This is a genomic window from Sphaerotilus microaerophilus (assembly GCF_023734135.1).
GTDB lineage: Bacteria > Pseudomonadota > Gammaproteobacteria > Burkholderiales > Burkholderiaceae_C > Sphaerotilus > Sphaerotilus microaerophilus.
Genome location: NZ_AP025730.1, coordinates 1,053,481 through 1,075,119, shown reverse-complemented (window position 1 = coordinate 1,075,119; position 21,639 = coordinate 1,053,481). Strand labels below are relative to the sequence as shown.

General features: G+C 69.5%; 24 protein-coding genes. 7 read left to right on the top strand and 17 right to left on the bottom strand.

Annotated elements, in window-relative coordinates; all coding sequences use genetic code 11:
• Nucleotides 1-14: 14 nt before the first annotated feature.
• The 13 genes from NGK70_RS04625 to NGK70_RS04565 all read right to left on the bottom strand — a co-directional run bounded on the left by NGK70_RS04625 (nt 15) and on the right by NGK70_RS04565 (nt 12,063).
• Nucleotides 15-524, bottom strand: coding sequence for a MaoC family dehydratase (locus NGK70_RS04625; RefSeq protein WP_251972199.1), 510 nt, complete (start codon nt 522-524; stop codon nt 15-17).
• A gap of 18 nt (nt 525-542) precedes the next feature.
• On the bottom strand, nt 543-2,294 hold the full coding sequence (locus tag NGK70_RS04620) for a long-chain fatty acid--CoA ligase (RefSeq protein WP_428985571.1): 1,752 nt from the start codon (nt 2,292-2,294) through the stop codon (nt 543-545).
• Between the two features lie 130 nt (nt 2,295-2,424).
• Nucleotides 2,425-3,693 (bottom strand): acyl-CoA dehydrogenase family protein, encoded by a 1,269-nt coding sequence (locus tag NGK70_RS04615; protein ID WP_251972198.1) that lies wholly within the window; start codon nt 3,691-3,693, stop codon nt 2,425-2,427.
• Nucleotides 3,694-3,867: 174 nt separating this feature from the next.
• Nucleotides 3,868-5,094 carry a GGDEF domain-containing protein gene (locus NGK70_RS04610; protein ID WP_251972197.1) on the bottom strand — a complete coding sequence of 409 codons (1,227 nt, stop codon included), beginning with the start codon at nt 5,092-5,094 and terminating at the stop codon, nt 3,868-3,870.
• Nucleotides 5,095-5,125: 31 nt separating this feature from the next.
• Nucleotides 5,126-5,386: a DUF3297 family protein gene (locus tag NGK70_RS04605; RefSeq protein ID WP_251972196.1), complete on the bottom strand. Its 261-nt coding sequence runs from the start codon at nt 5,384-5,386 to the stop codon at nt 5,126-5,128.
• A gap of 173 nt (nt 5,387-5,559) precedes the next feature.
• Nucleotides 5,560-5,952: a zinc ribbon domain-containing protein gene (locus NGK70_RS04600; RefSeq protein WP_251972195.1), complete on the bottom strand. Its 393-nt coding sequence runs from the start codon at nt 5,950-5,952 to the stop codon at nt 5,560-5,562.
• Between the two features lie 272 nt (nt 5,953-6,224).
• A complete protein-coding gene (locus tag NGK70_RS04595; protein WP_251969112.1) occupies nt 6,225-7,238 on the bottom strand; it encodes an IS701 family transposase in 1,014 nt (337 codons plus the stop codon).
• Nucleotides 7,239-7,301: 63 nt separating this feature from the next.
• On the bottom strand, nt 7,302-7,721 hold the full coding sequence (locus NGK70_RS04590) for a hypothetical protein (RefSeq protein ID WP_251972194.1): 420 nt from the start codon (nt 7,719-7,721) through the stop codon (nt 7,302-7,304).
• Between the two features lie 606 nt (nt 7,722-8,327).
• Complete coding sequence (locus tag NGK70_RS04585) at nt 8,328-9,011, bottom strand: NAD(P)-dependent oxidoreductase (RefSeq protein WP_251972193.1); 684 nt, start codon at nt 9,009-9,011, stop codon at nt 8,328-8,330.
• A gap of 2 nt (nt 9,012-9,013) precedes the next feature.
• Nucleotides 9,014-9,403 (bottom strand): GFA family protein, encoded by a 390-nt coding sequence (locus NGK70_RS04580; protein ID WP_251972192.1) that lies wholly within the window; start codon nt 9,401-9,403, stop codon nt 9,014-9,016.
• A 33-nt stretch (nt 9,404-9,436) separates the two neighbouring features.
• Complete coding sequence (locus NGK70_RS04575) at nt 9,437-10,048, bottom strand: Uma2 family endonuclease (RefSeq protein ID WP_251972191.1); 612 nt, start codon at nt 10,046-10,048, stop codon at nt 9,437-9,439.
• Between the two features lie 133 nt (nt 10,049-10,181).
• Nucleotides 10,182-11,624, bottom strand: a complete 1,443-nt coding sequence (locus NGK70_RS04570) for a PA domain-containing protein (RefSeq protein WP_251972190.1) — start codon at nt 11,622-11,624, stop codon at nt 10,182-10,184.
• Complete coding sequence (locus NGK70_RS04565; protein WP_251972189.1) at nt 11,614-12,063, bottom strand: post-PEP-CTERM-1 domain-containing protein; 450 nt, start codon at nt 12,061-12,063, stop codon at nt 11,614-11,616. Before NGK70_RS04565 ends, NGK70_RS04570 begins: the two co-directional genes overlap by 11 nt.
• A gap of 288 nt (nt 12,064-12,351) precedes the next feature.
• On the opposite strand from NGK70_RS04565, the gene NGK70_RS04560 reads away from it, so the two are divergent.
• On the top strand, nt 12,352-12,846 hold the full coding sequence (locus tag NGK70_RS04560) for a YciI family protein (RefSeq protein ID WP_251972188.1): 495 nt from the start codon (nt 12,352-12,354) through the stop codon (nt 12,844-12,846).
• Between the two features lie 61 nt (nt 12,847-12,907).
• On the opposite strand, the gene NGK70_RS04555 is transcribed toward NGK70_RS04560, so the two are convergent.
• The 3 genes from NGK70_RS04555 to NGK70_RS04545 all read right to left on the bottom strand — a co-directional run bounded on the left by NGK70_RS04555 (nt 12,908) and on the right by NGK70_RS04545 (nt 14,923).
• Nucleotides 12,908-13,570, bottom strand: coding sequence for a glutathione S-transferase family protein (locus tag NGK70_RS04555; protein ID WP_251972187.1), 663 nt, complete (start codon nt 13,568-13,570; stop codon nt 12,908-12,910).
• A gap of 163 nt (nt 13,571-13,733) precedes the next feature.
• Nucleotides 13,734-14,369 carry an NrsF family protein gene (locus tag NGK70_RS04550; protein ID WP_251972186.1) on the bottom strand — a complete coding sequence of 212 codons (636 nt, stop codon included), beginning with the start codon at nt 14,367-14,369 and terminating at the stop codon, nt 13,734-13,736.
• A complete protein-coding gene (locus tag NGK70_RS04545; protein ID WP_251972185.1) occupies nt 14,366-14,923 on the bottom strand; it encodes a sigma-70 family RNA polymerase sigma factor in 558 nt (185 codons plus the stop codon). The genes NGK70_RS04550 and NGK70_RS04545 overlap by 4 nt, the downstream gene beginning before the upstream one ends.
• A 302-nt stretch (nt 14,924-15,225) precedes the next feature.
• Here NGK70_RS04545 and NGK70_RS04540 point away from each other — a divergent pair, with 302 nt between their 5' ends.
• Both NGK70_RS04540 and NGK70_RS04535 read left to right on the top strand, forming a co-directional pair.
• Complete coding sequence (locus tag NGK70_RS04540; RefSeq protein ID WP_251972184.1) at nt 15,226-15,696, top strand: antitoxin Xre/MbcA/ParS toxin-binding domain-containing protein; 471 nt, start codon at nt 15,226-15,228, stop codon at nt 15,694-15,696.
• A 2-nt stretch (nt 15,697-15,698) separates the two neighbouring features.
• A complete protein-coding gene (locus tag NGK70_RS04535) occupies nt 15,699-16,229 on the top strand; it encodes an RES family NAD+ phosphorylase (protein ID WP_251972183.1) in 531 nt (176 codons plus the stop codon).
• A gap of 19 nt (nt 16,230-16,248) precedes the next feature.
• Here NGK70_RS04535 and rpe read toward each other — a convergent pair whose 3' ends face one another.
• The gene (gene rpe, locus NGK70_RS04530) at nt 16,249-16,935 is read right to left on the bottom strand and encodes a ribulose-phosphate 3-epimerase (protein WP_251972182.1); all 687 of its coding nucleotides are present in this window, start codon (nt 16,933-16,935) and stop codon (nt 16,249-16,251) included.
• 143 nt (nt 16,936-17,078) lie between these two features.
• On the opposite strand from rpe, the gene apaG reads away from it, so the two are divergent.
• From apaG to NGK70_RS04510, 4 genes are all read left to right on the top strand, one after another.
• A complete protein-coding gene (gene apaG / locus NGK70_RS04525) occupies nt 17,079-17,453 on the top strand; it encodes a Co2+/Mg2+ efflux protein ApaG (RefSeq protein ID WP_251972181.1) in 375 nt (124 codons plus the stop codon).
• A complete protein-coding gene (locus NGK70_RS04520; RefSeq protein ID WP_310742580.1) occupies nt 17,450-19,633 on the top strand; it encodes a site-specific recombinase in 2,184 nt (727 codons plus the stop codon). The genes apaG and NGK70_RS04520 overlap by 4 nt, the downstream gene beginning before the upstream one ends.
• Before the next feature lie 93 nt (nt 19,634-19,726).
• The gene (gene mltA / locus NGK70_RS04515; RefSeq protein WP_251972180.1) at nt 19,727-21,028 is read left to right on the top strand and encodes a murein transglycosylase A; all 1,302 of its coding nucleotides are present in this window, start codon (nt 19,727-19,729) and stop codon (nt 21,026-21,028) included.
• Nucleotides 21,007-21,636, top strand: coding sequence for a M23 family metallopeptidase (locus tag NGK70_RS04510; RefSeq protein WP_251972179.1), 630 nt, complete (start codon nt 21,007-21,009; stop codon nt 21,634-21,636). Before mltA ends, NGK70_RS04510 begins: the two co-directional genes overlap by 22 nt.
• The last annotated feature ends 3 nt before the right edge of the window (nt 21,637-21,639 follow it).

The following is a 21,639-nucleotide window of genomic DNA, read 5'->3' as shown; positions in this document are numbered from 1 at the left end:
CACTCAGGGTGCGATCAGGGATAACGCCGCGACACCGACTCGGCCACGCAGACCGGCTTGGCCGAGCCCTCGCGGCGGATCGTCACCTCGGCGGTGAGCTGCAGCCCGCCGTGGTCCACCGGCTCGCAGGCGGTGAGGCGGAACTCGCCCTGCAGCCGGCTGCCCACCGGCACCGGGGCCGGGAAGCGCACCTTGTTCAGGCCGTAGTTGACGCCCATGCGCTGGTCGCTGATCGCAAAGGCGGCCTCTCCCATCCAGGGCAGCAGCGACAGCGTCAGGAAGCCGTGCGCGATGGTCGTGCCAAACGGCCCGGCCGCGGCGCGCGCCGGGTCGACATGGATCCACTGCAGGTCGCCGGTGGCATGGGCAAAGGCGTCGATGCGGGCCTGGTCGATCTGAATCCAGGGGCTGGCGCCGAGCACCTGGCCGACCAGGGCGGGCAGTTCGGCGAGGGTGTAGCTGCGGGTGTCGCTGGCGGTGTCGCTGGCGTTATCGCTGGCGTTGTTGCTGGAAGTGTGGGTCATGAGGTCCTCGGTAGGAATTCAGGCGCCGGCCGCTTCGCCGTCGCGTCGGGCCTGCTGCTCCTGCAGCTCGCGCCACATCACCTTGCCGCTGCCGGACTTGGGCAGCGCGGTCACGAAGTCGACGATGCGCGGCACCTTGTAGGCGGCCATGTGGTCGTGGCACCAGTGCATCAGCGCCTCGGCGTCGGGCGGCTCGGCGCCAGCTTTCAGCACCACGATCGCCTTGACCGTCTCGCCGCGGCGCGCATCGCGCGCGCCGATCACGCAGGCCTCCTGGACGGCCGGGTGGTGGTACAGCAGCGCCTCCACCTCCGCCGGCCAGACCTTGAAGCCGCTGGCGTTGATCATGCGCTTGAGGCGGTCGGTCATGAAGAAGTAGCCGTCCTCATCGACCCGCGCCAGGTCGCCGGTGCGCAGGAAGCGCCGGCCGTCGATCTCCAGGAAGGCCTCGGCCGTGGCCTGCGGCTGGCGCCAGTAGCCGGTCATCACCTGCGGGGCGTGCACGACGATCTCGCCGGGCTCGCCGGGCGCCACCTCGGTGAGCGTGACCGGGTCGATGATGCGGGCGTCCACGTCGTAGACCGGCACGCCCAGGCACTGCGGCTTGGGCCGCTGCGGCGGGTTGATGTGGGTGGCGGCCATCGTTTCGCTCATGCCGTAGCCCTCGACGAAGTCCAGGCCGGTCAGCGCCTTGAGCTTGGCGCAGATGGCCGCCGGCATCGCCGCGCCACCGCCGCGGATGCCCACCAGGCTGGACAGGTCGTAGTCGCCGATGCGCGGGTGGTTGACGAAGTCGATCACCATCGTCGAGATGGCCTGCCAGGTCATGACCCGGTAGCGCTGGATGCATTGCGCCGCGGCGTCGCGGTCCCAGCGCGGCAGCAGGACCACGGTGCCGCCGGCGTAGATCGGCCCGTTCATGCCGCCGGACATGCCGGTGACGTGGAAGAAGGGCAGCACCGACAGCGCCACCCAGTCCTGCGTGCGGCCGAACCAGTGCACGCCGCCGACCGCGGTACTCATCACCGAGCGGTGCGTGTGCATGCACCCCTTGGGCTGGCCGGTGGTGCCGGAGGTGTAGGGCATCACCGCCAGGTCGTCCGGCCCGGCGTGGTACGGTTCCGGCACGTGGCCCGCGGCCATCGCGTCGGCCCAGGCGGTGACGTCCGGCCGCTGGGGCAGGTTGCGCGGCGCGGCGACGAAGGGCGGCACGGCCAGGTCGGTGGCGGCGGTGAGGTGGTCGCTGTAGGTGATGGCGACGACGCGCTGCAGGCCCTCGCTGCCGTCACCGGTGGCCGCGGCCTCGTCCAGCAGCGGCAGCACCTCGGCCAGCAGGTCCTGCGCGACGAGGGCGATGCGCGCACCGGCGTCGGCCACGACGTGGCGCAGCTCGTCGCAGCGGTTCATCGGGTTGACGGGCACCACCACCGCGTCGGCGCGCAGGATGGCGTAGTAGGCCAGCACCCACTGCGGCGAGTTCTGCGCGTCCAGCAGCACCCGGTCGCCGGGGCGCACGCCGCCTTCGCGCTGCAGCCAGCCGGCCAGCCGCTCGGTCTGCGCCAGCAGGTCGGCGTAGGTCAGGACGCTGTCGTAGAAGATCAGGCAGGGCTTGTCCGGGAACCGCGCCGCGGACACCTCCACGTTGTGGAAGAGGTGGGTGCGCGGTAGCGTCAGGTGCCGGGGCTGGCCGGGCGGCCAGTGACGGAAATGCGAGGGCGCGGGCTCGGTCACGTCGGCAGGGGGATCGAAGGCGGGCGGCGGGGCATGCAAACGATCATCCCGTAGACCCCGGCGTCCGGCGTCCGGGACTACCCGGGGAGACTGACGCTTGCGCGACGCGGTTCGCCCGCCCCGAAAACCCCGCCAAGGACAACGGGGCCGTCGAGCTGAGGGCGCGCGATCAGCTGCCGCGCGCCACCGGCATCGCCGGCACGCCGCCCTTGGGCAGGGCGCCGTGCTTGCCCAGCTCCAGCTTGGCGATCGAGGCGCGGTGCACCTCGTCCGGGCCATCGGCAAAGCGCAGCGTGCGCTGGTGCGCGTACATGAAGGCGAGCGGGAAGTCGTCGCTGATGCCGCCGCCGCCGTGCGCCTGGATGGCCCAGTCGATCACCTTGCAGGCGACGTTCGGCGCGACGACCTTGATCATCGCGATCTCGGCCTTGGCGTGCTTGTTGCCCACCGTGTCCATCATGTAGGCGGCCTTGAGCGTGAGCAGGCGGGCCTGGTCGATCATCATGCGCGACTCGGCGATGCGCTCGTGCCAGACCGACTGCTGTGCGATCGGCTTGCCGAAGGCCACGCGCGACATCAGCCGCTGGCACATCAGTTCCAGCGCACGCTCGGCCGCGCCGATCGAGCGCATGCAGTGGTGGATGCGGCCCGGGCCGAGGCGGCCCTGGGCAATCTCGAAGCCGCGGCCCTCACCCAGCAGGATGTTCTCCACCGGTACGCGCACGTTCTCGAACAGCACCTCGGCGTGGCCGTGCGGCGCGTCGTCGTAGCCGAACACGGACAGGTGGCGCACGATGGTGATGCCCGGCAGGTTGGCCGGCACCACGATCATCGACTGCTGCGAGTGGCGCGGCGCCTCCGGGTCGGTCTTGCCCATGAAGATGAACACCGCGCAGCGCTCGTCGTTGGCGCCCGAGGTCCACCACTTGCGGCCGTTGAGCACGTAGTGGTCGCCGTCGCGCTCGATGCGGGCCTGGATGTTGGTGGCGTCCGACGAGGCCACCGCCGGCTCGGTCATCGCGAACGCGGAGCGGATCTCGCCGCGCAGCAGCGGGTCCATCCAGGTGCGCTTGATCTCCTCGGTGGCGTAGCGCTCCAGCGTTTCCATGTTGCCGGTGTCCGGCGCGGAGCAGTTGAACACCTCGGCCGACCAGGGCGTGCGGCCCATGATCTCGCACAGCGGCGCGTAGTCCAGGTTGGACAGCCCCCCGTCCGGCGCGCGCTCCGAGCGCGGCAGGAACAGGTTCCACAGCCCCTGCTCGCGCGCCTTGGGCTTGAGCGACTCGATCAGGTCGGTGGGCTTCCACATGCGCCCGGCCTGGCGGTTGGCCTCCACCTCGGCGTGGTAGCGCGCCTCGTTCGGGTAGATGTGCTCGTCCATGAAGGCGAGCAGGCGCTCACGCAGGCTCTGGCAGCGGGGAGAAAATTCGAAATCCATGCGGCGATCCTCGGCGGTCGGTCGTTGGGTGGGGAACGGGACAGTGTGCGGGGGCGTCCCGCTGCGTGCAGCCGTGGTTATCCCAGACGCACCCCGGGCCGGCGAGCACGTTGGCGACATGGCGCCTAGGGGACAGCCCTCGGTGGCCCGCGCCGCTCGCCGTCGGAGTTCCGCTCAGGCGGTGCTTGCTGGCACGCCTTCAGCCTGCGGCGCATCGACGCCGCACACGCGATTGCGCCCGGCCTCCTTGGCGCGGTACAGCGCCGCATCGGCACGCGCCAGCACCGCCGCCACATCGGCATCGTCACCACCGACCTGCGCCACGCCCACGCTGGTGGTCATCCGCAGCGATTGCCCGCGCACCCGCAACGGCTCGTCGCCCACGCAGGCCCGCACCCGCTCGGCGGCCGCGAGCGCTGCCGCCGCGTCCGTGTCGGGCAGCAGCAGCAGAAACTCCTCGCCGCCCGTGCGGGCCACCGTGTCGACCTCGCGCACGCCCGCCTGCAGGCGCTGGCCGATCTGCACCAGCATCTCGTCGCCGGCCAGGTGCCCGTGGGTGTCGTTGATCTGCTTGAAATGGTCCAGGTCCACCGCCAGCACCGTGAAAGGCGCCGCGTGGCGGACCCAGCGGCGCCACTCGTGCTTCAGCCGAGCTTCGATCACCCGGCGGTTTGGCAACCCGGTGAGCGAATCCTGCAGCGACATGGCCTGCAGCCGCCGCGTCATGCGCACCATCACCATCGTCATGTAGCTGAAGTTGAACGCCGCCGCCCCGACCAGGTAGCTCAGGATCATCTCGACATTGTTCAGCCGCGTGAGGTGCAGCTCCAGCTGCCGGCCCGGGTCCTGCAGCTGCTGCCCCACGCGCAGCAGGCCCACCGCCATCACCAGCAGGCCCGGGGACACGATCACCAACGACGGCCACAGGCCGTACTCCACCTGCACCTGGCGCATGAGCGTCTGCACGGCGCGCAGCACGATGAGCACGGTCACCCCGTACGCCAGGAGCACGCGCCAGAACGCCTGCTCCGCCCCCGGCCCCAGCAGCAGGAAACCCGCCGCGGCCAGGCCGAAGAGGGCCAGGTGCTCCGCATCCCGCGGGCGCTGGTGCAGGAAGCGCTCGAAGCCGCGCCGCACCAGCACGTACCCCAGCACCAGCAGCAGGTTCGCCCCGGTGTAGGCCAGCCAGGTGCGCGGCTCGCCCCGCAGGCCGATGAGCAGGAAGGCCGCGCTCATCGTCAACATCGAGCCGCCCCAGTGCGCCACGGCACGCCGGTCCTGCCGCAGCAGCCAGGCGCACAGCAGCCACGCCACCGCGTACAGCAGCATCTGCACGCTCGTCACCAGGACGAGGGGCTGCAGGGCGTTGTCGATCATCGCGGCAGCGGCGTTCAGGGGCACCCGGCCATTGCCCAGGCGCCCGCCTGCTTGTTCAGCGGTAGAAGGCCTCGACCCGGCCCTTGAGCTTGATCGTCAGCGGCCGGCCAAACCGGTCCCGCGCCTTGCCGGCCGGCACCTTCACCCAGCCCTCGCTGACGCAGTACTCCTCGACGTCGCTGCGCTCCTTGTCGTTGAAGCGGATGCCGATGTCGTGCTCGAAGGCCGCAGCCACATGGAACGGGCTGCGCGGGTCGGCGCTGAGGTGGTCGGGGAGCTCGGGGCGGGCGGGGGTGACGGGGGTAGGGTCGGTCATGGTTGGATGGGCGATGTGCTGGAAACGGGGCATTTTAGGTGCCTTGGTGACTCGATTAAGCAAAAGACAAGACCTGACCCCTGCTATGCATGACCCCAGCCATGCACATCGTTTGAATTCACCGGTATTGCGCGGCTCTATGCGCAAGGCCCGGTGGAATCATGGGTTGGGCATCAATGGGGAACACCGGCACGGCGACAGTCTTCGCTTTCCGTCTTCTTCCACTGCTGATAGCTCGGCTCATCTTTAGCTTGAAGATACGCAGCTGACACAAGGCCAGCCTGAACGCAAACCTGAATAGCATTGCCTTGGCGTTTGGCAATTTGGTATTGATTTACGGCATCAGCAGCGACCTGGTTTTCAATCTTTTGCATCTCTTGAGCAGCTCGCTTGTCCAGTCCGCCACCTGCAAAGAACCAGAGTAGTGCGCCTGCAATAAAAAGGTAGCCAATTACTTGCCCGCCGGACAAGTGCTTTGCCTTTTCATTGGGGTGTCCGCACTTCGGGCAAGTGGCTGCCTTCGGTGAAATTTGATTGCCGCAGCTACTGCACTTAATCATGGCCATTGCTCAAAGCTCCTATGGTGAAGATGCGTGGTATTGGTGCCTAACGAATGGTTAGGCCTCTTCGAGGATGACGTATGGGCACGCAACGTAGTTTCGCGCATCTTCAACATGCCAGAGAACGCGTGCGAGGCAGCGCACAGGAATCGAAATGTTCCCCTTAAGAGCAGTCGAGGCGCCGAGTGCTTGTGCGAAGCCGGCGGCAAAGTACTGGTTTAGGACTTACGCAGGGTCACTTCAGCTAGCGCAATGATTCGCCATTTCGACTCAATATGTCAGATGGGTGCCATGCGAATGGTTGGTGACCGAAGTTCCTTCTTGAGGAATTCCGAGAGGATTCCCTTCTTCAGGCTGTAGATGTTTGTCTTCAGCGCTTTGGCCGTCTCGCAGAGGTGGACCCAGGCCAATATCGCGCAGGCGATGTGATTCTTCTGTGACCGGGCCATTCTGCACTGACATTTTTCGATGCCAAGAACCTGCTTGATCTCCCTGTGGTACTGCTCAATCTTCCAGCGCACGGCACACATCTCATGCGTATCGTCCGTCGAATCTTGAGATAGGTCGTTTGTCACAACCCAGTCCGTGCGATTGGTATCAACCACAACCCGGAACAGTTTCAGCTTGATGTCACTGGGAAACTTGAACAGTTTGACGTGTTTGCCATGCACATGTTCTTGGGCACTCCACTGCAGCGTACTGACCGCCTTGTAGGGCTGCTGGCCTTGGCTGTCGTCAACCTTGCGATTGCTCTTGAGCGGGCAGTAGAAGTGCTTGCCCGCCCGGTGGATGTGCTTCATCAGATCCATGGTGGCGTACCAGGAGTCCATCAGCACGGTGCGAAAGGGCAGCTTCTTGTGCGCCATGGCATTGTCGAACATCTCCTGGACATGATCCAGCTTGGACTTGCCGTCTTCGTCAGGCGCATAGATGCGCCAGTCGATGATCCAGTAGTGGCCGGTCTTGATGTTCACGTACAGGCAGTTGACCACCCCAATGCCCTTGATCAGGCCGTGGGCGTTGCCGCTGTACTGTTTGCGCACCAGCTCGATTTTGTGCGAGTGGTTCTTGTCCAGAACGCTGTCATCGAAAACCAGGCAGGCATCGTCGTCAAATTCGATGTTTCGTCGGGCCAGATTCCAGACATCGGCCGGGCTGATATTGGCAGCCTGCAAGTAGCGATTTATGGCGTCATGAGAAAACCTCTGATGGTGATCCGCAAAATAGGTCTGCGTGTAGTTGATTTGTGTGGATATCAGAAATTGGCAGTAGTCTCGGCTCGTGGGTTTCATGGTGAATATATTATCACAAATACCACGAAATCGGCGCCGATATATTAAATAATCTAGTTTGATTTAAACGTTTGCGTAAGTCCTATGGTTGTTGGGTAGAAAAGCCATGCGCTCTGTACCGTGGTGAAGTTCATAGAACTCGTACCCTGGCTTCTCGCTCTTGCGGTCCTTCCACTCAGCAAGCGTGAGCTTGCCGCTTAGCCACAGAAGCTTCGTTCCTTTGTAGTTCTCGAACGCCCCAAAGTCTGGGTACGTGGTCTGCAGTTCCTGCCAGACCGCGCTCAGCATCTGGCGCGACGTGATGCTGTACGACACTGACTCTGTAACGGAGACCCCGGCATTGGCGAAGTAGGCCTTGATCCCTGCGTTCGCACCCTCGGTGCGGGTTGTCTTGGCCGCGGGGTCCTCGCCCTTTAGTTCTTCGTACTTCCGCGCGATGAAGTCAAGATCGAGGTACACGAGCTTATCGTGGTTCAGGTGCATGCGGTCCCCGGGTAGTGGAGTAAGAGGCCTAACTTGTTGTGCACTGCCAAGCACTCAATAACATCGGCTTGCGCTAAATAACATGGCAATCCGCCTATTAATCCGGCAATTAAAAAAGAAAATTTACGTATCAAGGAAGTCCTTTGCAATCAAGGACTTGCGGGACCTTTTTGTCGCCTTTTTTATTGCCGGTTTAATAATCACATCGGACCTATGGCAAATAGCAGCGCCAAGTCCACTACAACGCGCGCCGCACGCGCGGGCAAGACGCCCGACCGAGCCAGCGCGTCGCGCCGGCGTCTTCTGGATGGATGCTGTCGAAGTCTGCACGCGCCCTCCCGTCTTGTTTGTCGCGCCTCCAGCGCGTCAGGTTTTTCTTGATTTCTTGGTTCAGCTTACCCACGCCCCCGGCGTCTGTCCACACGGCAGATCAAAGGCAAAGTGCGGATAAATTCACGAACGCACGGCCAACGCTCGTCACCACGGGCCGGCCCCCAGGGATCGTTAGAGGGATCGTTAGGGTCAGGTCTTGTCTTTTGCCATCCGACGCATAGCTACATGCGCCCACTGGTGAAGTGAACCGCCCGGCACGCCCATGCGCGCGCCTCAAAGCCCCGCCGCAGCCAGCGCCGACTTCGTGCGGCAGCCGACGATGGCCGGCGCTTCGTGGAGCAGCGCGTCGTTCGCCAGCGCCTCCACCATTAAGCGCGCGAAGTCGATCCGCCGGGTGCGGTTGCTCGCCAGGACGGGGTCGCCCACGTGCCGGCGCCACACCGGCAGGCCCTCGCTGGGGCCCTCTTCGAGGTCGCTGCCGCGCACGACGGTCCAGCGGCGGTCGCTGGCGAACACGCGGCGGCAGGCTTCCTCCTGGTCGGCGAGGTCGGCGAAGGGGATCAGGCGGGTCACCCAGCGGAAGATGCTGGCCTGCAGCAGGAGCGAGCGGGGGTAGACGTCCTGCCCGTCACGGCTGATGTGCCAGCCGCAGGAGAAGACGAGACGGGCGCCCGGCGCGGCAAGGTCAAGCACCGCCTGTGCGGTGCCGGTGGCGTATTGCTGGTGGCCCCAGGGGACCAGCACGGTCAGGACGCCGTCACAGCCCTGCACCGCCCGGCGGATCACCTCGCGGTCATTGGTCGCACCTGGGAAGATCTGGATCCGGCCCTTGAAGGCATCGAGCTTGGCAACGCTCTTGGCGCGGCACACACCGACCACCTCGTGGCCCCGCTCCAGCGCATGCCGGACCATGTACCGGCCGAGCTTGCCGGAGGCGCCGACGATGCAGACTTTCACGGCTAGAACCACAGGTCCTTGATGCACCTGCCGTCGCGCGGCAGGTCCGCCCACGTGTCCAGCCCGTCGAAATGGTCGATGGGCAGGTCGGCAATCGGGCCAGGCTCCGTCAGGCGCAGGTTGACGGCGATGCGCCGCCGCCCCTGCTCGTCAGCGGCCAGTGATCGCCAGTGCGAGACGCCGCCACAGGTCGGGCAGAAATGGAAGCTGAGCGACTCTCCCCGGACGTAGGCGGTGGTCTCGCCGCTCACCAGGATGTTCTCGCCTTCGTAGCCGTAGGCCCAGAGCACGCCGTAGCGCCGGCAGGCGGTGCAATTGCAGGCGGTCGCGGATTCGGGCCGCTCGTCGAGTTGCCAGGTGGCCGAGCCGCAGTGGCAACTGCCTTCAAGCATGGTGAGCCTCCTCGGTGCGATGCGCCGGTGCCGTCAGGCTGGCGATCCCTGTGCGCCGCCATCCGCACCCACAGCCTGCGGAAGCACGCCGTCGTACACCTGCTGCACCGGCAGGTCCAGCCCTAGGCTGTCCAGCCGGAGGAGTTCGCCTTCACCTGCCGGGTACAGCTCCCAGCGCCCCTGGCCGTTGCGGCGGAACAGGTCGATCTGCAGGCGCTCCTGATCGACGAAGAGCACCTCCTGCAGTTCCGGCAGCCGCCGGTAGAGCTCGAACTTGCGTCCGCGGTCGTAGGCGGCGGTGCTGTCGCTGAGTACCTCGACGATCAGCAGCGGGTGCTGCTTGACCAGATCGGCGTCGGGTGAGCGGTCGCGGGGGTCACAGGTGACGAACACGTCGGGGTAGAACACCGCGTCGGCGGAGTCCACGCGCAGCTTCATGTCGGACATGAAGACGCGGCAGGGGCTGCCGCGCAGGTGGCCCAACAGACCTGAGGCGATGTTGAGCGCGATGCGGTTGTGCGCATCGCGCGCGCCGGTCATGGCGAAGACTTCGCCATCGACCCATTCGTGGCGCTCGACCTGCTCGGCCTCCCACGCGAGGTAGGAGGCGTAGTCGAAGCGGCTGACTGGCTGTGCTTGGCCCATCTCGGCGTCCCTGGCGGCAGGTAGGTGGATGGGTTCGAAGTGTGCCCGATCCCAGGACTGGGGGCCGGCCTGGGCCGACATTCAAACCCGGGCCCGCGGCGAAGCGGGCCCGGCCGGCAGGGTCAGCAGAGGATCACCAGCCGATGTCCTTGAGCAGCTCGTAGGTCAGGTCCAGCGGCGCGCGCACTGCGTGGGGCATGCCCGGGTTGTCGAAGGGCTCCATCAGCAGGTTGCGCAGCGCCGAGGTGTCCCAGTGCGAAATCGACGAGCCCGGCGCGTAGGGGTTGGGGGTGTACAGCAGCACCCGGTTGCCCTTGGCCGCGCCACGCAGCCGCTCCATGTCCAGCCCGAGCGAGGCCACCGCGTTGCTGCCGGCCAGCTTCTTGAGCAGCACACCGTCCTCCAGCATCACCCGCACGGCCGGGATGACGATGGTCGGGTCCGTGCCGCCGAGGTCTGGCGGCGGCCCCCCGGCCACGTTGTTGACCACCACCATCGCCACCGCACCGGCCGCCTGCACGTTGGCCGCCTTGACGGTGAAGGTGCAACCGCCGCGGTCGACGATGGCCACCTTGCCGGCCACCCGGGCGATGTTGGCGGGCGACAGCGGCGTGCAGGCCCAGCCGGTGCCATCCGGCTGATCCACCACCTGCCCCATCGCCTGGACCACCGGCCGGCGGCCGAGCGGCGGACCGAAGCTGGCGGTGCCGACCATCAGCGAGCGCTCGCCACGGAAGTGCCGACCATGGCCATGCAGCACCAGCTCGGGCGTGCCGCGCTCCAGCACCTGCTCGGCCCGGCTGCGCACGGTCTCCCCCGCCCACACCAGGTTGCGCGGGGCGATGGAGGACGCCACCCGCTCGGCCTCGGTCATCTGCAGCCAGGTCCGGCGGGCCGCCACGTCGTACATGAAGTGGTCCCAGATGCCCGGCTGGCCGGCGAGCTGGACGCCGCCGAACGAGAAGTTCTGGAATCCCAGGCCATGCCCGAGCTCATGCAGCAGCGTGGTGATCAGGTCCAGCTGGCCGGCAGGTACACGGCTGTCCAGGCCGAGGTAGTAGCCCACGCCGGTCAGGCAGCCGGGCTTGCCGAGTTCGGAATTGAAGAAGGCGACGATGTCGTTCTCCGATCCGTCTACGTAGGGGCCGGGGTCGATGTCCTGCCGGGCCAGTTTGTTCGCCAGCGCCGACGGGTACCAGGTGCCGGGTTTCTCGGCGCCCGGGAAGTCCGACCACACCGAGATCGCCCCCGCCGCCCCCAGCACCGCACTGGTGTCGCTGCAGTTGAGCGGCTCGAACGTGGCCAGCACGGAGATCGGCACCTGCGACTTCAGCGTGCGGGCCCAGATGTTGGCTGCGTGCTGGAAGGCCACCAGGCGCTGCTGGCCGAGGGTCGTGCCGGGGTTGCCGCCCACGGGGGCCACCGGCGTGGGGTCGTTGAAGCCGATGCCCGGCTCGTTGGCATTGATGATCTGCACCACGGCCGACTGGGCCAGCGTGGTCAGGCCGCCCAGCGCCAGCGCACAGAGGCCGCGGCGCAGGGGAGTCGCCAGGCGCGACGCGAGGTCATTCCACATCGGCGGCCCCCTTCCTGGCAGGTTGGGCGCGGTGGGCCGCCGCATGGCTCGCGTGTGCCTCGGCGCTCTCGCCCACGGTGCAGGTCATGCTCAGGCTGCCATCGGGCAGGCGGGTCGCCCGCGTGTAGTTGAGGTGCTCCGGGCTCAGGCGCATGCCACGCACCCCGGTGGCGGAGACAACTGCACCACCCTTGAGGCGCGACATCAGGCCGGTGGCCGGTGCTGCAGCAGCGCCCGCCTTGCCTGCCGAGACGGCGGTGCCGTCATCGGCCTCGAAGGGCCGGACCTGCCCGGTCGCCGGGTCGATCGCCACCCGCTTGCCATCCAGTGGCGCGGGCGCGCCCGCTCCCGGTGCCGTCTGTGCCAAGGCCATCGGCGCGATCAGCGCCAGCCCGATTCCCCAGCCGACCCGTCGGGCCAGCCTGTTCCTGAGTGTCATGTGTTCCCCTCGATGATCGGTTGCAGATCACCCCGGCGGGCAGCGCCCGGTCAGACCACAGGCCCGCTCGACCGAAGCTCGGTTCATCGTAGAGCGGTGAACTGGATATGAAAATTACTGTTACCGAATGCTTACTGAATGGTTTCCAGATCCCGTATTCAGGGGGCCTCAGCTCGCCCAAGACCCTTCGGATCAGGGGGTCGACCCCAGGGGCAGACACCGGGTGCTCGGCATCCACGGCCGCCGTAGGATGGGCCCGCGCCCAGTCCCTCGCACAAGGAGATCACCATGAAGCCGCTGACCCACGCACGGGCCGCCGTCCTGGCGGGCATCCTGGCTTTCACCGCATCCCTCGCATTGACCGCGTCACCGGCGGCGGCGCAGGCCACGCCCCCGGCCAGCTACGACGCGGCGCTGGCCGCCCGGCTGGGCGCCGACGACCACGGCATGCGCAGCTATGTGATGGTGCTGTTGAAGACCGGGCCGAAGCCGATGCCCGCCGGCCCGGAGCGGGACGCGATGTTCCGCGGCCACTTCGCCAACATGACGCGGCTCGCCAGCGAGGGCAAGCTGGTGCTGGCGGGCCCGTTTGACGGCGTGGATGGCTGGCGCGGCCTGTTCATCTTCGCGGTCAAGACCATCGACGAGGCCAGGCAGCTGGCCGCCACCGACCCCGTGCTGATGCAGGGCGAGATGGTGGCCGAGTACCACCGCTACTACGGCTCGGCCGCGCTGATGCAGGTGAGCGAGACGCACGAGCGGCTCGCGAAGAAGCGCTTTTGAGCGCTCCGACTTTCGAGCCACGCCCGACGCCGCCCCGTCCGCGGCGGGGCGCGTGTCTTGCTCAGCCCTTCTTGGCGAACATCTGGTCCTGCGCGGCCTTGCGGTCGGCCGCCACCTTCTGTGCGTGCGGGCGCTGGCCGACCAGGGCGGCGTAGGGCTTCCACTCGACACCGGCGGAGGCCAGCAGGTCCTCGCCGAGCACGATCTTGGTGGCCATGGCCACCAGCGGCAGGCTCACCCAGGCAGCGCAGTCGGCCTGGGTGAAGGTGTCGCCGGCCACGTAGGGGCCGAACTTCGCCAGGCGCTGGAAGGCGGGGATGTTCTTCGCCAGGCGCTTGCGCACGCTGGCCTGGGTGTCCTCGCTCACCGTGCCGCCAAAGAAGGCCTGCGCATAGAGGTCGCGCGCCACCAGCTCCAGGTGCAGGTCGATGAACTGCGACAGCTCGCGCACCTTGGCCGCCGCAAAGGGGTCGGCGGGCAGCAGCGCGGGCGTGCCGGGAAAGGCCGCCTCCAGGTAGCCCATGATGACCTCGCTCTCGCACAGCGCACCCTGCGGCGTGCGGAGGAAAGGCACCTTGGCCAGCGGCGAGTCGCACAGCACCGCCTCGTCCTTGGAACCGGTCATCACGAACACCTCCTCGAACGGGATGCCCTTTTCGAGCAGGGCCAGCTTGACCTTGTTGTAGTAGTTGGACACGGCAAAGCCGCAGAGCTGGATCGTCATGGTCTTGTCTCCTGTTGGGGGGTGGGCAGAGGGTCCCATGCGCAGATGGGCCGGGGACCGATCGGCTGGCAGTGTAGGCAGCGCCGGCAACCCGCGTTGACCTGTGGGTGACACGTGGCGACGCGGCGCCCCGGCGCATGGCCCTCGCACGATCAGCGCAGCACTACCAGCGCAGGACCCGCGGCCCGAGCCAGGCTCCCAGGGCACCGGCCAGCGCGATGCCCAGCGAGTACCAGACCGCGACGAAGGTGGGCGACAGCTCCGGGCAATGCAGCGCATAGGCCAGCGCGCCCACGGCCCCGGCCAGCAGCCCGGCCGCCAGCCCGGCGGCGCGCGGCCGGGTGGGCGCCAGACCACGCAGGGCCCAGAGCACGGTGGCCAGGGTGGGCAGCGAGGCGCCGAGCACGATCCACGGGCAGACCGCCCAGGTGCGGCCGAGCAGCGCATCCACGCGGGCTCCGGCCGGCAGGCTGAACCAGTGCAGCAGCGCCAGCCCCGCCATGCCGGCCAGCACGGCCACGAGTGCCCGCCGCGGTGCGGCCAGGCGGGCCACCGGCCGCGCCAGGCGTGCCGTCAGGCTGCCGGCGGCCAGGGCCAGGGCGGCGGCGTAGGCCAGCTTGAGCAGCATGCCGCCCTGGCCCAGCAGCGCTCCCGGGTAGGGCCCGAAGGTGCCGAGCACGAGGGCGACGGCCAGCCCGGCGCCCACCAGCAGGGCCGGCCCCAGGCGGCGCGCCACCACCGCGCGGGGCGCCGGGCCGGCCTGGGTGGCCAGCAGGCGGATGAAGTCGTCGGTGTTCATGGGGCGTCCTTGCGGATCAGGTCGGCCAGCTTCTTCAGGCCGCGGTGCACCTGCACCTTGATGGCCGAGACCGAGGCGCCGGTGCGCTCGGCCGCTTCCGCCACGGACAGCCCCTCCACCTTGGTCAGCACGATGGCGTCGCGCTGCGCGACGGGCAGCGCCTGCAGCAGCACCGCCAGGTCGCGCTGCGCCGGGGCGGCGCTGTCGTGGCTGCCCGGCAGGGCGTCGTCGTCCAGCTCGTCGAAGGAGGTGTGCAGCTCGGCGTGCCGGCCGCGGCGGCGCCACAGGTCGATCAGCTTGTGCCGCGCGATGGCAAACACCCAGCTGCTCACCGGCAGCGCCGGGTCGTAGGTGCCGCGCTGCAGGTGCAGCGCCAGCAGGGTTTCCTGCACGAGGTCCTCCATCTCATCCGGCCAGGACTGCATGCGCCGACGCAGGTAGGCGCGCAACCGGGTCGCGATCACACCGAGCGCCGCCCGGTAGGCGGCCTCGTCACCCGCCAGGGCACGCAGCCAGAGCGGCCTCAGGCGGGATTCAAATTCGTCGCGGAACACGGCAACCTTCCATTCGCCGCCAGAGCGGTGGCGGTTACAGCCCGGCGCAGAAAAATGTGGGCGGCAAGCCAACAGCAACAGCAACAGCAACAGCAACAGCAACAGCGCAACGATTGTGCTGTCCAGACCTGCGCCCCACCCGGACGGCGGCAAGGTTGCGCACGGCGCGGCACAGTTGGTCTTGTGCCGCGACTTAAACAGGACTACATTGAGTCCCAAACAAGACATGCGGAGTCCATATGCCTGCCCCCTTCTCCACCTCCTTACCGTCGTCTGGCCCCGCCCTCGTCGCACGGGAGGCCATGCCCCGGCATTGGGCCGGCGCTGGGCAGGAGGTGGATGCACGGGCGGCCACGCTGTGCATAGCCACGCCGATGGAGCTGGTCGAGGCCGAGCGCCAGGGCGTGCAGGGCCTCTACCTGAAGGACCTGTCGCGCCGGCTGGCGGTGCCGACCTCGCGGCTGTACGCCATCCTCGGCGTGCCCAAGGCCACGGCCGAGAAGAAGGCCACCACTGGGGAGGCCATCACCGGCGCGCCGGGGCATGCCGCGATCGGGCTGACGCGCCTGCTCGGCATGGCGCAGGCCATCGTGGCCGAGAGCACGGCCGCCGAGGCCGAGGGCTTCGACACCGCGCACTGGCTGGGGCAGTGGATCGAGCGGCCCCAGCCCGCGCTGGGCGGGCGCCGGCCGGCGGACCTGATCGGCACGCCCACGGGGGTGGACATCGTCGCCCGGCTGCTGGGTGGGCTGCACAGCGACGCCTACCAGTGACGGTGCCCGCGCGAGGGGCGGCAACGGAGGCGGCGCCCGACCCGGCGGCCGACGGCTCGGTCCTGCTCTGGCGCATTGCCGCCGAGACGCGCCGCCATGGCGCCGACGACCTGAGCGGCGCGGGGGCTGCGCTGTACCCGGGGCGCTGGAACGACATCGACCAGCCGGTGGTCTATGCCGCCACCTCGATGGCGCTGGCGGTGCTGGAGACGGTGGCGCATCTGGACGACGGCGGCCTGCCGCTGAACCGCTTCCTGGTCGAGATCCGCGTGCCGGCCGCCGCCTGGGCGGCGCGCGAGGCGCTGGCCGCGACGGACCTGCCCGCCACCTGGGCGGCCATCCCGGCCGGGCGCGCCAGCGTGCGGCTGGGGTCGGCCTGGCTGGCGAGCCGGCGCAGCCCGCTACTGGTGCTGCCTTCGGCGGTGCTGCCGGAGGAGCGCGTGGCGCTGGTCAACCCGGCGCACCCGCTGGCTGCGGGCATCACGGCCCGGGTGCTGCGGCGGTTCGAGTACCGGCGGGTGCTGCGGGGCTGAGCCTGCCCAGAGCCCTGGCTCACCCCGCCAGTTCTGCCCGCATCGCGTCGATCACCACCTTGTAGTCGGGCTGGCCAAAGATCGCGCTGCCGGCCACGAAGGTGTCGGCACCGGCGTCGGCGATGCGGCGGATGTTGTCGGCCTTGACGCCGCCGTCGATCTCCAGGCGGATGTCGCGCCCGGACTGGTCGATCAGCTTGCGGACCTGCTCCGCCTTGCGCAGCGTGCTGTCGATGAAGCTCTGCCCGCCGAAGCCGGGGTTGACGCTCATCAGCAGGATCACGTCCACCTTGTCGATCGTCCACTCGAGCACGTCGATGGGCATGGCCGGGTTGAACACCAGCCCGGCCTGGCAGCCCGCGCCGCGGATGAGCTGCAGCGTGCGATCCACGTGCGTGCTCGCGTCGGGGTGGAAGGTGATGATGTCCGCGCCCGCCTTGGCGAAGTCCAGCGCCAGCGCATCCACGGGCTGCACCATCAGGTGCACGTCGATCGGGGCCGGGCTGCCGTCGGGCTTGACGGCGTGCTTCTTCAACGCCTGGCAGACCATCGGGCCGAAGGTCAGGTTGGGCACGTAATGGTTGTCCATCACGTCGAAGTGGATCCAGTCGGCGCCGGCGGCCAGCACGTTGCGCACCTCCTCGCCCAGGCGGGCAAAGTCGGCCGAGAGGATGCTGGGGGCGATGCGGTAGGTCGGTCGGGGCATGGTCGGCGGGTGGGCAGCGGGTCGGGGCGCGGGGATTGTAGGCAGACCGCTCAGGCCCGGTGGGCGCAGCCTATCCCGCTCCGGCTGCGGGTCTTCACAGCTGTCACATCGGCTGACGGATGGGGCGAACTATGATGTTTTTCATGACTTCGCATCGTTTTCGCGTCAGCGTGCAGCCGCAGTACCTGCCCGAGCAGTCCGACGCCGCCCAGGGTGTGTACGCCTACGCGTACACCGTGACGGTGGTCAACGAGGGGAACCAGCCCGCCCAGCTGATCGCCCGCCGCTGGCTGATCACCGACGGCGCCGGCCACCGAGAGGAGGTGCGCGGCCTGGGCGTGGTCGGCAAGCAGCCGCTGCTCAAGCCGGGTGAGGGCTTCGAGTATTCGAGCTGGACGCGCCTGGCCACGCCGCATGGGCGCATGGAGGGCACCTTCTTCTGCATGTCCGAGGACGCGCACTGGTTCGAGGCCCCGATCGCTGCCTTCGAACTCGGCCAGGCGCACGCGCTGCATTGACGGCGCTGCCCCCCGCGCCGAACGGCGGCGCCCCCGACGACAGCCTGAGCGCGCGCTGGCGCGCGCTCATCACCCGCCTGAGCCAGCCGCTGGCTGCCCTGCGCCACCGCCTGGGCCTGCGCTGGCTGCGCCGTGGCAGCTGGGAACTCACCGCGCTGCTCAATGCCGCCGACCCGCACGCGCCCGGCCCCCTGCGGCGGCTGTGGCTGATCCGCCTGGCCGAGTGGTTGCGCAGCCCGCCGCGGCTGGCGGAGCCGGCATCGAACAGCTTTGGCGACGGCCGCAGCTCAACCAGCGAGCCCCCCTCGCCGGGCACGCCCTGGCCGGTGCGCCGGCTGCGTCACCTGCTCAACGTGCTGGAGCGCCACCCCGAGCACGCCGCTGCGGTGCGCGGGGTGCTGCACTCGGTGCTGCGCGAGTCGGACCTGACGGCGCTGCTGGCGGACTTCGGCTTTGCGCCGCGCGCGGCCTTCACCAGCGAACTGGGCGAGCGATTGCGCCTGGCCCTGCTGCCCGGCACGCCGGACACCGACGACCTGGGCCAGCTCTTCCAGCTCATCTTCAAGGGCCGCGGCGACGCGCTCTGGCTCGCCGCGATCGACGCCGGCACGCTGCGCCGCCTCGCCGTGCTGCTGCACGACGACGGCCTGAGCGCGGACTGGCGCCGCGCCCTGACCGATGCGATCCAGATGCTCGCCAGCCAGGTGCGCGCCGTGGGCCTGTCAGCCACGCTGCGCCAGCGCATGGATCCGGCGCTGCTGGCCGGCCGCCCCTTCCACCGCCTCGCCCAGGCCGCCACGCACCTGGCCGACTCGGCCGATGCAGCCAATGCAGATGCGGCCGATGCCGCCAGCCTGCCCGTGCAGGTGCAGGCCCTGCGCGTGCTGCTGCAGGACTGCCGCCGCACGGCGGACACGGTGCACCAGCACCTGGAGGCCTACGGCATCTCGGTGGACCTGGTGTTCCAGGTGGAGCAGCTGCGCGAACGCACCGAACGCGTCGACGCGCTGCTGGACCACCTGGGCTCGCTCGATGCCGCGCAGGAGCTGCAGTGGCTGCTGGTGCGCCTGGCCGACGGCGTGCAGAACCGCCGCGGCCTGGGCCCGCTGTTCGCACACCACTACTCGATGCTGGCGCGCAAGGTGGCCGAGCGCAGCGCCGAGACCGGCGAGCACTACATCACCCGCAGCCGCGCCGAGTGGTTCGACATGCTGCGCCGGGCCTGCGGCGGCGGGCTGGTGATCGCGGGCACCACCTTCGGCAAGTTCGCGCTGGGGGCGATCGCCTTCTCGGCCTTCTGGGCCGGCTTCTGGGCCGGGGTGAACTACGCCGCCAGCTTCGTGCTGATCCAGCTGATGCACTGGACGGTGGCCACCAAGCAGCCCGCCATGACCGCGCCGGCCATGGCCGCCCGGCTGCACGGCAGCCAGCTCGATGCGCTGGACGATGGGGCGGTGGAGGGCTTCGTCGACGAGGTGGCACACCTGATCCGCTCGCAGTTCGCCGGCATCGTGGGCAACCTGGCGGTGGTGGCGCCGGTGGTGCTGGCGGTGCAGGCGGCGGCCTGGTGGCTGGCCGGTGCGCCGCTGCTGAGTGCGGCCGAGGCCCGCCACACGCTGGAGAAGCTGACGCTGCTGGGGCCGACCGCGGCCTACGCCGCCTTCACCGGCGTGCTGCTGTTTGCCTCCAGCCTGATCGCCGGCTGGGTGGAGAACTGGTTCGTCTACCACCGGCTGGACAGCGCCATCGCCTGGAACCCCGGCATCGTGCGCCTGCTGGGGGCGCCGCGGGCACAGCGCTGGTCCACCTGGTGGCGCGGCAACATCTCCGGGCTGGCGGCCAACGTCTCGCTGGGCCTGCTGCTGGGGCTGGTGCCGACGCTGGCGGCCTTCTTCGGCCTGCCCGTCGAGGTGCGCCACGTGACGCTCTCGGCCGGGCAGATCGCCGCGGCGCTGGGCACGCTGGGCGCCCAGGTGCTGCACGAGCCGGCCTTCTGGTGGAGCCTGGCGGCGATCCCCTTCATCGGCGCGCTGAACCTGGCGGTGAGCTTCTGGCTGGCCTTCCGGGTCGCGCTGCGCTCGCGGGGCATCCAGCTGCGCGAGCGCGACCGCATCGGCGCGGCGATCCGCGCCCGCCTGCGCTGCGCACCCGGCAGCTTCCTGCGCCCCCCGCCAGCGTAGGGCACGTGCTTGCGGCGATGATCGGGGGCTGGCGCGGCGACCGCCACCCGGTCATTGCTGCGCCGCCCGCCCCTGCCCGATCCACCGCTGACGATGCCTGTTCCCTTCCTTCACCGAGCCGCCCGGCACGGCCCCGGTCCCTTCCTGGCCGCCCTGCTGGTGCTGGCGCTCCTGGCCGGCTGCGCCAGCAAGGCGCCCCGCCCCACCCCTGTGCCCGAGCCGACCGAGACCCCGCCCGTGGCCACCCCGGCGCCACCGCTGCCGAGCGCCGACCAGTTGCGCCTGACCGGGCGCGGGCGCTGGATCCGCAGCGACTGGGCCGAGCTGCCCGGCTGGTCGCAGGACACGCTGGCGCCCGCCTGGGCCGCCCTGCTGCGCAGCTGCGAGCGCCAGCTGCGCTGGGTCCTGAGCCCGGCGGCGCCCAACGGCCAGGGCATCGGCCAGGGCGGCAGCCAGGGCACGCCGCCCACCTTCCCGCCGGCCCAGGTGGCCGCGAGCTGGGCGCCGACCTGCCGCGCCGCGATCGCCCTGGGGGGCGGAGCCGATGAACGGCAGATCCGCGACTTCCTGCAAAGCCGCCTGCAGCCCTGGCGGGTCGAGAACGCCCAGGGCCAGGGCGAGGGCCTGCTGACCGGCTACTTCGAGCCGCTGCTGGAGGCCAGCCGCCAGCGCAGCGAGCGCTTCGGCGTGGCGCTGCATGCCCCGCCGGCCGACCTGGCGCAGCGCCGCCCCTGGTACACGCGCGCCCAGATCGACAGCCTGGGCGCCGCCCAGGCGGCGCTGGCCGGGCGCGAGATCGCCTGGGTCGCCGACCCGATGGAGGCGCTCATGCTGCACATCCAGGGCTCCGGCCGGCTGGTGTTCACGGAGCCGAACGGCACGCGACGCATGGTCCGCATCGCCTACGCCGGGCACAACGACCAGCCCTACCAGTCGGTGGGGCGCTGGCTGGTGGACCAGGGCGCCTTCACGCTGGAACAGGCCAGCTGGCCGGCGATCCGCGCCTGGGCCCGCGCCAACCCGCAGCGCGTGCGCGAGATGCTGGCGGTGAACCCGCGCTACGTCTTCTTCCGCGAGGAGCCACTGCCTGACCCGACCATCGGCGCCCTGGGCGCCCAGGGCGTGCCACTGACGCCGGGGCGCTCGATCGCCGTGGACCGCGAGAGCATCCCCTACGGCAGCCCCGTCTGGCTGGCCAGCACCGAGCCGCAGCCCTGGCAGCCCAACCCGCCGCCGGCGCGCCCGATGCAGCGCCTGGTGGTGGCGCAGGACACCGGCAGCGCCATCGTCGGCGCGGTGCGGGCAGACCTGTTCTGGGGCTGGGGCGAGGGCATCGAGGACCGCGCCGGGCGCACCAAGCAGCCGCTGCGGCTGTGGGTGCTGTGGCCGCGTTGAACGTGGGCAGGGCGGCAGGCTGGCGCCGGCTCGGCCAGGCGGCGTGGCTGCTGGCCTCGCTCTGGCTGGCCGCCTGCTCCTCCACGCCGCCGGCGGGCAGCGCGGCCCCGGCCCGACCCGGCCCGCCGGACGTGGCCGAGCTGGCGATGCGCGACCTGCTGATCCCGGTGGAGGGCATCCGCCCCGAGCAGCTGCGCGACAGCTTCCGCGCCGCCCGCTCGGCTGGCGCGCACGAGGCGATCGACATCATGGCGCCGCGCGGCACGCCGGTGCGTGCGGTGGAGGACGGCCGCATCCTGAAGATGGGCAGCAACCGCGCCGGGGGCATCACGCTCTACCAGAGCGACCCGGGCGGGCGCTACGTCTACTACTACGCCCACCTGGACCGCTACGCGCCCGACCTGGCAGTGGGGCAGCTGCTGCGCCGAGGCGAGCTGATCGGCGCCGTCGGCAGCAGCGGCAACGCACCGGCCCATGCGCCGCACCTGCACTTCGCGATCTACCGCCCCGGCACGCCCGGCCTGCGCTGGCCGGGTGCGGCGATCAACCCCTACGCGGTCTGGCGCGGCGGCGCGCCGTCGGCCGGCAGCACGCCCGAGGCACCCTGAGGC

What these genes read in the sequence shown, in the direction of transcription:
- NGK70_RS04625 (WP_251972199.1), bottom strand. Translation starts at nt 524, where the DNA reads ATGACCCACACTTCCAGCAACAACGCCAGCGATAACGCCAGCGACACC.
- NGK70_RS04615 (WP_251972198.1), bottom strand. Translation starts at nt 3,693, where the DNA reads ATGGATTTCGAATTTTCTCCCCGCTGCCAGAGCCTGCGTGAGCGCCTG.
- NGK70_RS04605 (WP_251972196.1), bottom strand. Translation starts at nt 5,386, where the DNA reads ATGACCGACCCTACCCCCGTCACCCCCGCCCGCCCCGAGCTCCCCGAC.
- NGK70_RS04600 (WP_251972195.1), bottom strand. Translation starts at nt 5,952, where the DNA reads ATGGCCATGATTAAGTGCAGTAGCTGCGGCAATCAAATTTCACCGAAG.
- NGK70_RS04595 (WP_251969112.1), bottom strand. Translation starts at nt 7,238, where the DNA reads ATGAAACCCACGAGCCGAGACTACTGCCAATTTCTGATATCCACACAA.
- NGK70_RS04590 (WP_251972194.1), bottom strand. Translation starts at nt 7,721, where the DNA reads ATGCACCTGAACCACGATAAGCTCGTGTACCTCGATCTTGACTTCATC.
- NGK70_RS04580 (WP_251972192.1), bottom strand. Translation starts at nt 9,403, where the DNA reads ATGCTTGAAGGCAGTTGCCACTGCGGCTCGGCCACCTGGCAACTCGAC.
- NGK70_RS04575 (WP_251972191.1), bottom strand. Translation starts at nt 10,048, where the DNA reads ATGGGCCAAGCACAGCCAGTCAGCCGCTTCGACTACGCCTCCTACCTC.
- NGK70_RS04570 (WP_251972190.1), bottom strand. Translation starts at nt 11,624, where the DNA reads ATGTGGAATGACCTCGCGTCGCGCCTGGCGACTCCCCTGCGCCGCGGC.
- NGK70_RS04565 (WP_251972189.1), bottom strand. Translation starts at nt 12,063, where the DNA reads ATGACACTCAGGAACAGGCTGGCCCGACGGGTCGGCTGGGGAATCGGG.
- NGK70_RS04560 (WP_251972188.1), top strand. Translation starts at nt 12,352, where the DNA reads ATGAAGCCGCTGACCCACGCACGGGCCGCCGTCCTGGCGGGCATCCTG.
- NGK70_RS04555 (WP_251972187.1), bottom strand. Translation starts at nt 13,570, where the DNA reads ATGACGATCCAGCTCTGCGGCTTTGCCGTGTCCAACTACTACAACAAG.
- NGK70_RS04550 (WP_251972186.1), bottom strand. Translation starts at nt 14,369, where the DNA reads ATGAACACCGACGACTTCATCCGCCTGCTGGCCACCCAGGCCGGCCCG.
- NGK70_RS04540 (WP_251972184.1), top strand. Translation starts at nt 15,226, where the DNA reads ATGCCCCGGCATTGGGCCGGCGCTGGGCAGGAGGTGGATGCACGGGCG.
- rpe (WP_251972182.1), bottom strand. Translation starts at nt 16,935, where the DNA reads ATGCCCCGACCGACCTACCGCATCGCCCCCAGCATCCTCTCGGCCGAC.
- apaG (WP_251972181.1), top strand. Translation starts at nt 17,079, where the DNA reads ATGACTTCGCATCGTTTTCGCGTCAGCGTGCAGCCGCAGTACCTGCCC.
- mltA (WP_251972180.1), top strand. Translation starts at nt 19,727, where the DNA reads ATGCCTGTTCCCTTCCTTCACCGAGCCGCCCGGCACGGCCCCGGTCCC.